General features: G+C 43.4%; 7 protein-coding genes and 1 pseudogene. 5 read left to right on the forward strand and 3 right to left on the reverse strand.

The window, feature by feature from the left end:
* Positions 1 to 114: 114 nt before the first annotated feature.
* Positions 115 to 387 (reverse strand): annotated as a pseudogene (locus tag F6K20_RS12505) (alpha/beta fold hydrolase); the annotation flags it as partial.
* 155 nt (positions 388 to 542) lie between these two features.
* Here F6K20_RS12505 and F6K20_RS12510 point away from each other — a divergent pair.
* Positions 543 to 2,225, forward strand: a complete 1,683-nt coding sequence (locus F6K20_RS12510) for a hypothetical protein (RefSeq protein ID WP_008180218.1) — start codon at positions 543 to 545, stop codon at positions 2,223 to 2,225.
* Between the two features lie 52 nt (positions 2,226 to 2,277).
* Positions 2,278 to 3,477, forward strand: a complete 1,200-nt coding sequence (locus F6K20_RS12515) for a glycosyltransferase family 4 protein (RefSeq protein WP_008180220.1) — start codon at positions 2,278 to 2,280, stop codon at positions 3,475 to 3,477.
* A gap of 377 nt (positions 3,478 to 3,854) precedes the next feature.
* Here F6K20_RS12515 and F6K20_RS12520 read toward each other — a convergent pair whose 3' ends face one another.
* Positions 3,855 to 4,559 carry a riboflavin synthase gene (locus tag F6K20_RS12520; protein ID WP_008180222.1) on the reverse strand — a complete coding sequence of 235 codons (705 nt, stop codon included), beginning with the start codon at positions 4,557 to 4,559 and terminating at the stop codon, positions 3,855 to 3,857.
* 311 nt (positions 4,560 to 4,870) lie between these two features.
* Here F6K20_RS12520 and F6K20_RS12525 point away from each other — a divergent pair, with 311 nt between their 5' ends.
* From F6K20_RS12525 to F6K20_RS12535, 3 genes are all read left to right on the forward strand, one after another.
* On the forward strand, positions 4,871 to 5,371 hold the full coding sequence (locus F6K20_RS12525) for a bifunctional nuclease family protein (RefSeq protein ID WP_044492346.1): 501 nt from the start codon (positions 4,871 to 4,873) through the stop codon (positions 5,369 to 5,371).
* 306 nt (positions 5,372 to 5,677) lie between these two features.
* The gene (locus F6K20_RS12530) at positions 5,678 to 6,808 is read left to right on the forward strand and encodes an aldo/keto reductase (RefSeq protein WP_008180225.1); all 1,131 of its coding nucleotides are present in this window, start codon (positions 5,678 to 5,680) and stop codon (positions 6,806 to 6,808) included.
* 199 nt (positions 6,809 to 7,007) lie between these two features.
* The gene (locus tag F6K20_RS12535; protein ID WP_063747921.1) at positions 7,008 to 7,580 is read left to right on the forward strand and encodes a hypothetical protein; all 573 of its coding nucleotides are present in this window, start codon (positions 7,008 to 7,010) and stop codon (positions 7,578 to 7,580) included.
* A 12-nt stretch (positions 7,581 to 7,592) separates the two neighbouring features.
* Here F6K20_RS12535 and F6K20_RS12540 read toward each other — a convergent pair whose 3' ends face one another.
* On the reverse strand, positions 7,593 to 8,783 hold the full coding sequence (locus F6K20_RS12540) for an extracellular solute-binding protein (protein WP_008180229.1): 1,191 nt from the start codon (positions 8,781 to 8,783) through the stop codon (positions 7,593 to 7,595).
* Positions 8,784 to 9,226: the final 443 nt, after the last annotated feature.

Consider the following 9,226-nt stretch of genomic DNA (forward strand, 5'->3'; position numbering starts at 1 on the left):
ACTACAAAAAGATTTAACCCTTAACTCACAGACTGCCAACTATAAAGGCTCCACTATTCTTGCGGTAACTTCTGACCACGCTCACGCTACGCTTTGAGACGTGGGATGAATTTTGTCAGAAGCTAAATCCCAGGTAGTGTTCTGCTCAAGTTCAGCATGGGGGATACTTTTACCACAACCCCGTTGGTCAAACATGACAATTCGCCATTTCCGTGGGTCAAAGTATTGGCGATAAACCGGTTGGCTACCACCTCCTGGTCCTCCGTGTAACACCACTACTGGCTGACCTTGTGGGTTACCGGACTCTTCAAAATAAATGGTGTGGAGGTTAGAAACTGTTAGGGTTTGCTGGTTGTAAGCTTCGATGGGGGGATAGAGTTCTCGCATAGTTTTGGCTTGGGGTTACAGTTACGATTACATAAAGTACATACAAAAATAATTATCTCCAAACCTCTATGGTGAACGTAATATCCTAGTAATCCGGCTTAGCTGAGTGTCACCTGCTCACACTCAACCGTCAACCGTCAACTGTAAACTATCAAATGATCAAAGAGTTTCTCAAGCGGAACAAATCCCTTCATCGCAGGGTTAAGCTCTATAAGCGCAGACAGCGCATTATTCGAGATCAGCCCAGGTGGGATTTGGTCTTGAAAGGGTCTCTAAACCAATGGCAAAATGCCCTAAAGGCTGCCCAAACTGGCTCTAAGATTCTGGTAGCTACTAGTGTGGGTGGGGAAATCCATTCCATCACTTTAGAAAGTCTACTAGCAGTGGGCTTAACCCTCAGGGGTGCTCAAGTTCACATTTTGCTCTGTGATGGTATTTTACCGGCTTGTTTTTGGTGTGATGTTAGTTTTTATCCCAAACAGGACTTGTTTGTAAATCATGGTCCTAAACGTGACTTATGTAACGACTGCTTTCCCCTAGCCGATCGGATCTATAAGCCTCTAGGATTGACTATCCATCGCTACAGTGAATTTCTCACAGATACAGATTACCAACAGGCCAAGGAGATAGCTAGCAGTCTCACTATTGCTGAAATTGAAAAGTACACCCTAAATGGGGTAGCTGTAGGAGAACACGCTTTAGCGGGAGCTCTGCGATTTTATGCTCGTGCTTCCCTGGAAGGGGAACCCAATGCTGAGCCGATTCTCAAGCGTTACTTCCAAGCCGCAATCCTGACCACTTGGGCAACCCGTCGGCTGCTGCAAACGGTTAAGGTTGAGTGTGCTGTATTTAACCACGGCATTTATGTTCCTCAGGGGTTGACTGGTGAAGTAGCCCGTCAGCAAGGGGTGCGAGTGGTGAACTGGAATCCTGCTTATCGCAAACAATGCTTTATCTTTAGTCACCATCAAACCTATCATCACCAGCTGATGTGGGAGCCAGTAAGTAATTGGGAAACTATACCGTGGACTTCCCAGATGGAACAGCAGTTGATGGACTATTTGAAAAGTCGCTGGCAAGGAACTCAGGATTGGATTTGGTTCCATGAAAGTCCTCAGTTTGACCTGACCAAGATTACTGATGCGGTAGGAGTAGACTTTTCTCGTCCTTGTATTGGGTTACTGACTAATGTGATGTGGGATGCTCAACTCCATTACCCAGTTAATGCTTTTCCTAATATGCTGGAATGGGTATTGACAACTATTCGGTATTTTGCTAAAAGACCAGAGTTACAGTTGTTAATTCGGATTCACCCAGCCGAGATTCGAGGGACTTTGCGATCGCGTCAACCCTTGTTTGAAGAAATTCGTCAGGTTTTCCCCACTCTGCCTCCAAATGTGTTTGTGATTCCTCCAGAAAGTACCGTTAGCACCTATGCTGCTATCCTCCAATGTAATGCGGCTCTGATCTACGGCACTAAAATGGGCGTAGAATTAACTAGCATGGGTATACCTGTAATCGTTGCAGGAGAAGCGTGGATTCGTAATAAAGGCATAACTATGGATGCCAGTTCTGTAGAGGAGTATGTTCAGTATTTAGATCAGTTACCCCTAGGGGATGGCTTACCTGAGGCAATCATAAAACGAGCAAGAAAGTATGCCTATCACTTTTTCTTCCGCCGCATGATTCCCCTAGAGATGACCACCGAAGCTAGTAATCCATCGGAATTTAAACTTCAGGTATGTGATCTCAATGAATTCATTCCTGGTAAAAGTAAAGGATTAGATGTTATTTGTGATGGCATCTTGACCGGAACAGAGTTTATCTATAGTAATTAGTTAATTATCAAGTAGCAATTATAATTTTACTTGGTAATTAAGTAAGGAAAATATGATAAAAATTGCTGTTGATGCTACACCAATTCGCCATAAGTTAAGTGGCATTGGAATGTATGCCTTAAATTTAATTCAGGCACTCCATAAGCTACAAAGTCAGGAAGACTTTCAGTTAAGTGTCGCCTATCAACCAAGTGTAAGAAAATGGTTATCTCGTGATTGGTCATTTCTTGAAGTGCTAACTAGGCATTTAGAGATTAAAAATCTAGAGATTAAAACTATACCGTTACCGGTTACTATCTCTAGTTTACTAGCCACTGTACCTAATCCCATTTTACCTTATTGTGAGCAATACTTAGGCAATCATGATATCGTCCATGGTACTGATCATGTGGTTTATCCCTGTCGAAAAAGCTTGCGGGTTATGACGATTCATGACCTAACTTTTATTAAATATCCTCAGTATGTTAACTCAATTGTTAAAAGCTATACTGCTCGGGTAAAACAATGTTTACGGTGGACTGATTTAGTGATTACTGTTTCCCAGTCTACTAAACAGGATATCGTCAATTACCTAGGAGTAAATCCTGACAACATCCAAGTTATTCCTCAAGCTAGCCGTTACTCTACTTTAGATTTACCCAATACACTAGATTTACCGAATAACACGGTTCAGTCTTTGGTGACATCAGTTAATTACGACTTCGCCCAACCCTATATTTTATTTGTGAGTACTCTTGAGCCTAGGAAAAATATTAATACTCTGATTGCAGCATTTAATTATTTAAAACAACGGCATCAAATTGAGCATCAGTTAGTACTGATTGGACAAAAAGGATGGTGCTATGAATCTATTTTTTCTGCTATTGCTAGTTCCCCGTGGAAACACCATATTCATCATTTGGGCTACTTATCCGATCAACTAGTAGCCTGGTTTTACTCAAATGCAGATGTTTTTGTCTATCCTTCCTACTATGAAGGGTTTGGTCTGCCCGTCTTGGAAGCGATGACTTTGGGTGCTCCTGTGATTACCTCTAATACTTCATCCCTGCCTGAAGTAGCGGGAGATGCGGCAATTTTAATTGACCCTAATCAGCCAATTGAATTAGCAGATGCTATGGTCAAGGTGATCAGTAATTCTCCATTGCGGGAGGAATTGATTAGAAAGGGTAAGGAAAGAGCGATGCTATTCTCTTGGGAGAGAACGGCAAGGGAAACTCTAGCAGCCTATAGATTTTTAGTAGGAAAGGTTTAGTAGGGAAGGGAAGAGGGTGAAGAGTACTTGAGGAATCGAGTTTTGTAGATCATTAGTTAGATCATTAATTAGAACATTAATCAGAATGCGATTGACCAAAGGTCACGCTTCGCGAACGCATTTCTGTTGAACCTGATTATTCCAGAAGCTCCGGGTCAATTCCCATCACCCTTAACCGCTCTGCTAGCCGCTGTGACCGTTGCCGTTCTTGCTCTAATAGCAACCTTGCCTGTTGTGCTTGTTGAGCCTCTGTTTCGGTCCAGGTCGGAATCCAATAGAATGTGAAGTCTCAAGTGTGAAATGTGAAGGTTGGGTTGTTTAGTTGTTCACCTTTGGCCTCCCTGATCTTTCACAAACATGAAACAGCCCTACAGGCTTCAGCCAGGGTAGGATGTCAAATACCCATGTTCTAGCAGAAATTCCGGCGAAATTTCATCAATCCCTTCAGGCGTTGGCACTCGGTTACCCAGCAACTTATCGACATATTTCCCTAAAATGTCACTTTCGATATTCACCCAATTGCCAGTCCGTAAGTGGCTAAGATTCGTATAGCTGTAACTATGGGGAATCACCGCTACTTTGAACCAACTGCCGTTGGGGTCACACTCAGCAATCGTTAGGCTGACCCCATTGACGGCAATGCTACCCTTGGGAACAAGATAACGAGCTATCTTATGCTGCCACACATCCATCAAGGAAGCTGGTGCTGTAAAGCACATTTCCCAGGAGTTTGGTGTTTGTAAAGATTCCGTTAAGCAGCCAATACCGTCAATGTGACCTGTTACAAAGTGACCCCCTAGTTTGCTACCCACACGCAAAGACGTTTCCAAATTAACGTAAGAAGTTGTCTGTAGCCTTTGTCCAAGGGTGGTGCGCCCCTGAGTTTCATCAGAAGCAGTGGTCGAGAAGCCTGTGGGCAAAACTTTCTCTACCGTTAGGCAAATTCCATCCACTGCTACACTATCACCAGGTTCTAAATCCTGTAAGATAACATCCATAGCATCAGAGGTACCGGAAACAATAAAGCGATCGCTTCCGATTGGTCCGATTGTGCCGAGAGCTTGAATTAATCCTGTAAACACTGTTGTTTATACTGTTCTTCTGTAAGCGGATGAACTGGTGCAACTAGACTGTTAGTAGGAAAAGAGCTGGCATAAGTTTGTGTTTTTTTAGTGAAGTGGCCAAACAAATTTCCTGAGACTAAGGCATACTTGGAGAATACAATCTTGTTGATCTCACCGAATTGGATTCTCAAGGGCTAATCTTACCGTTGACCGGTAACGTGAAAAGAACAGATCTGGCAAGGGCAAGTTTCGGTGCCCGTCTGTACAGTACTAGTTTACCGCTTCGCTTTGATGCCCCTGATGCTGACCGTATTCTAGAGGCTAAGCTGATGATTGAAATGAGAGTTGCTGGCATTGCAGTAGATACTGTAACACGTAGCCCCATCGTGTTACTCAAAGATGTCTTAGATCGGCGTGCTCTGCCAATCTATATTGGGCAAGATCAAGCAAAGGCAATTATCAGTGCTTTGGAAAGACAAACGCCACCGCGTCCCCTGACCCATGACCTAATGGTCAATTTCCTGGAGGAGTGGAACATAACACTGGATCGTGTTATAATACACTCTCTCCAGGATAACACGTTCTATGCCAGCCTCTGTGTTAGTCAGGGTGAGACAAAGAAAGAAATTGATGCTCGACCAAGTGATGCCATCTCCATCGCCCTGCGTACTGGCAGTCCGATTTGGGTGATGGAAGAAGTTATTGCTGATGCTTCGATACCTGTAGACCAAGATAAGGATGAAGAGGAGCGTCGAGCTTTTCGGGAATTTGTATCTAATATCCGCCCAGAAGATTTTCTTCACCGTGGAGGATATAGTCGTGGTAGCTAAAGCCAAAATATTGGGATTAAACGGGATTTAACAGCAACAATATATTAATTGCTCTGTCAAAAAATTATAGAGATGTTTCTGAAAGCCTTACCATTTAGCCATTGGTGAGAGTTTTCCAGATGCTCTAACCCTGATGCCATACCGCAAGTGACCCTTGGGCTCAAGAGATATATCCCAAACTATGCTCGAAGCTATGACCCAAGCTATACCCCAAGACAATCGATGGCCATCAACTGAATTTTTGGCGCAACTGTTTTTTGGGCAACGTTTTAACCAAAGATAAGATTATTCCAGCAGTTGGGCAACATGCGTTATCGGCGGTTTGGAAAAACTAATCTCCAGCTTTCAGTGTTTTCTTGTGGCACCATGCGTTGCTTAGGGTCTGAGTCAAATGCTCAGAAGACAGTGCAACAGGTAATCGCTCAAGGAATTAACCACTTGGAAACTGCCAGGGGTTACGGCAAGAGTGAAGAATACCTTGGTAACATCCTGAAAGCTGGATTGTCAGTACCACGAGACCAGCTATATATAACCACCAAGATTCCACCAACCCCTGATGCTGATTTGATGAGTCAGTGGATTAATGATTCCTTAGAACGTCTACAGCTCGATTATGTCGATTGTTTAGCAATTCATGGGATTAACACTGAAGAGCATCTGTCCTGGGTAAAGTCTGACAGTGGCTGTATGGCAGCTGTCCAAAAAGCCGTAGCCCAGGGACGTATAAGGCACGTTGGTTTCTCAACCCATGGTTCAATACAAGTGATTCTAGGGGCAATTCAAACAGATTTTTTTGAATTCATCAACCTGCATTACTATTACTTCTTTCAACGCAATGCTGCGGCGATTGAATTGGCTGATCAGAAGGATATGGGCATCTTCATCATATCTCCTGCTGATAAAGCAGGCAAACTCTACACCCCACCACCAACGTTAGAGAAACTGTGCCATCCCTTCTCGCCACTAGAACTGAACTATCGATTTTTATTAAGCGATCCCCGCATTACTACCCTTAGTATTGGACCGGCTAACCCAGATGAGGTGACCCTGCCTTTAAGTGTCGCTAACCGAGACGAGTCTTTGAGCCCAATGGAAGTGGCAGCATTCTCTCGTTTGGAAACCCACTTGAACAATGCTCTAGGAACTGACCGCTGTAGTCAATGCTACGCTTGTCTACCTTGCCCAGAAACCATTAACATTCCAGAAGTCTTGCGGCTGCGCAATCTTGCTTTGGCTTACGACATGAGCGAGTTTGGTCAATATCGCTATCAAATGTTTGAAAATGCTGGTCATTGGTTTAGGGGGGTCAAGGGAAACCGTTGTACCCAGTGTGGTGAGTGTCTTCCCCGTTGCCCCGAACAACTGGATATTCCTTCCTTACTCTCTGATACCCACCAGCGTCTTAATGGTTCTCCTAGGCGTCGTCTGTGGGGATAAGGTAGTTGGTTGAAGGTTGGTTGGTTGAAGGTTGAAGGTTGGTTGGTTGAAGGTTGGTTGGTTGGTTGAAGGTTGAAGGTTAGTTGGTTGAAGGTTGAAGGTTAGTTGGTTGAAGGTTGAAGGTTAGTTGGTTGAAGGGTTGAAGGTTGAAGGTTAATGGGTATCACTATTGATTTGACTGATGCTTTAGTGCATTCCTATGGATAAAAGAAACACCGTTAGTAAAATACATCCCTTGTCTGTTGTGCCTTGTGTATTCTGCCTTGTGTTTCTAGAGAGCTGTTTTCTGGTTGGCTGGAAGCCTGAACCAGTTTTAGCTCAAAAGACTGTAGGAGTGCAGCCGGACACAGAAGCTGTGAATTTAAATTTCCTGCAGCCAGATAATCTTCCTAATGATGGGTCTGTGATTACTGCTGATACTATCTCTCAAACTAAGCTCACTACTCCAAGTTTCTGGTGGGCTGATGAACAGTTTGGCGGTAAGCTACTGGATAATTGGTTAGCTTATCCGAGTAAACGCCGGGTAGATTTGGTAGTGAATCGCCAACTCTGGAGTCTGCTTAACTATCTGGGTAGGTATGCTTTTATTAACAAAATGGGCAACGTTGCCAGAGATTATAACTATAATACCAGAGTATTTAACCAGCGAGGAAAGCCTTTAGGAGCTTATACCTGTGATGGTAATTCCATGTGCCAGGTGGAGGTATGTATTCCTGGTCAAGTCCCTTTAGCTGGCAAAGTCTCGGCCTTTTGCCAGTTATCACAAAACTAGAACAGGCAATTTTCACGTATTTCGCATTTCTTTCCACAAGGATTCATACTGCTTTTGTGTAGACTCTGGTAAGGGATGGAGGAATTCGCACTTGTTGAGAATTTCTGCTTCTGGCAGCAGTAGAGGTAAGGTTTGGATATCTTGTGGTAGCTTATTTCTTGGGATCTTAAGCAGAATCGGGGAAGCAGCATTAGTCAGTAGAGAAATTTGCTTGGCTGATTTGCTATCCCAGCAAAATTCAATCCACTTTTTGCTTAAATCCGACTCAGAGTTACTTTCTGAGGAGTCAGAAGCAGAGCTAACTGATACCGGTTTTACCCATACATCTGACCACAGGGCTGTTCCTGACTGAGGCACCACTGCCTCAATTTGGCGATCGCGTGTTCTTAGTGCCAGGATATCCGTAGACCAACCGACTGCTACCCAGGTATCCCCCAAAACTAGAGGTTTTAGGTAGTGATCCGAACTGTAAAATTTAACCTGTTTAGCCAGTTGTCGAAGTGCTGGTTTCAAGTCTTTGACTTGATTTAAATCCTGTTGATTATAGGATAAGCCTAGGTTTTTCAAGGTTAAACCAATCACTTCTCGGGGGTGGTTCAACACAGAAATGCGATCGCGTAAAGACTCACGCCACAAGTCACTCCAATCAGTGGGAGTCCAGCCTAAGGCTTTGAACTTGTCACGGCGATAGGCAATGACAGTAGCACCCCAGCGATAAGGAGCACCCCAAACTTTTCCTGAGTTGTCTAGCTGACCAGTTTGGTCACGTTTAACAAGTTTCTGGTACTCTGGCGGCAGTTGTTTCCATCCTGGCAACGTTTCTATGTTCAAAGGTTGGATCAATTCCTGCTCAATGGCTGACTTGAGCCAATAATCTCCTAAGGTAACTAAATCAGGACTTATCGGTGTCCTAGACCTAATCCGGATCAAATCTAAAAAGGAGCGATCTTGATTATTATTGGGTTTGCCTTGCTCTTTCAAGGTTGTCAGGAGTTTGAATAAAGCAGATAGTTGTTTCTCCGGGTCAAAATTTAGCTTAGCCCGTAGTGTTAAGGTCTTACGAAATTCACCCAACAGCTGAACTGGTATTGAATTTTGCAACAGCCTTACCTTTAAAGAGGCTTGTTGTCCGATATTACAACCAGATGCTAACTGACTAAGGGCTATGGTACTAGCACCTAGTATCAAGGAGCGTCGCTTCATAAGTATTTCTGAATTTCCTTTGGTTACCAACTCTTTGACCTTAATTTACATTGGCTCAATAGCAATTACTATAGCTATGAGCAATGAACTGACTTTTGTGACCTCTTAGACCAACAGCCATCTGCTAGATGTGGTAAGTCTAATAAATTAAAAACTACTTATAGTCTGGTTAACAAAACTAATCTAAGTCAAGGGCTAAGGCATCTGAATCTACTTTGACATCACTTTGACATCATTTGACCTCAATAATAGTTTGACTATTATTAATTGAATTTTATTAAGAGTAAGCACGATCAAAAGAACGAAAACACCAGCTGTGTCTCCCTTTTCCTCCCCCTCCTCGCCCTCAACACACAGTCTTGTTTTAGACCTAACTATAAGAAATCTAAATCTGTAAGATAAAGTGATGGGGGGATAGAAATATCTCGATCAAGAAGTTAATT

Source organism: Moorena sp. SIO2C4 (assembly GCF_010672485.1).
In the GTDB taxonomy this organism is placed as follows: Bacteria; Cyanobacteriota; Cyanobacteriia; order Cyanobacteriales; family Coleofasciculaceae; genus Moorena; species Moorena producens.

Bases quoted from the DNA above. Each gene is read 5' to 3' on its own strand.
- F6K20_RS12510 (WP_008180218.1), top strand. From the start codon at position 543: ATGATCAAAGAGTTTCTCAAGCGGAACAAATCCCTTCATCGCAGGGTT.
- F6K20_RS12515 (WP_008180220.1), top strand. From the start codon at position 2,278: ATGATAAAAATTGCTGTTGATGCTACACCAATTCGCCATAAGTTAAGT.
- F6K20_RS12525 (WP_044492346.1), top strand. From the start codon at position 4,871: ATGATTGAAATGAGAGTTGCTGGCATTGCAGTAGATACTGTAACACGT.
- F6K20_RS12530 (WP_008180225.1), top strand. From the start codon at position 5,678: ATGCGTTATCGGCGGTTTGGAAAAACTAATCTCCAGCTTTCAGTGTTT.
- F6K20_RS12535 (WP_063747921.1), top strand. From the start codon at position 7,008: ATGGATAAAAGAAACACCGTTAGTAAAATACATCCCTTGTCTGTTGTG.
- F6K20_RS12540 (WP_008180229.1), bottom strand. From the start codon at position 8,783: ATGAAGCGACGCTCCTTGATACTAGGTGCTAGTACCATAGCCCTTAGT.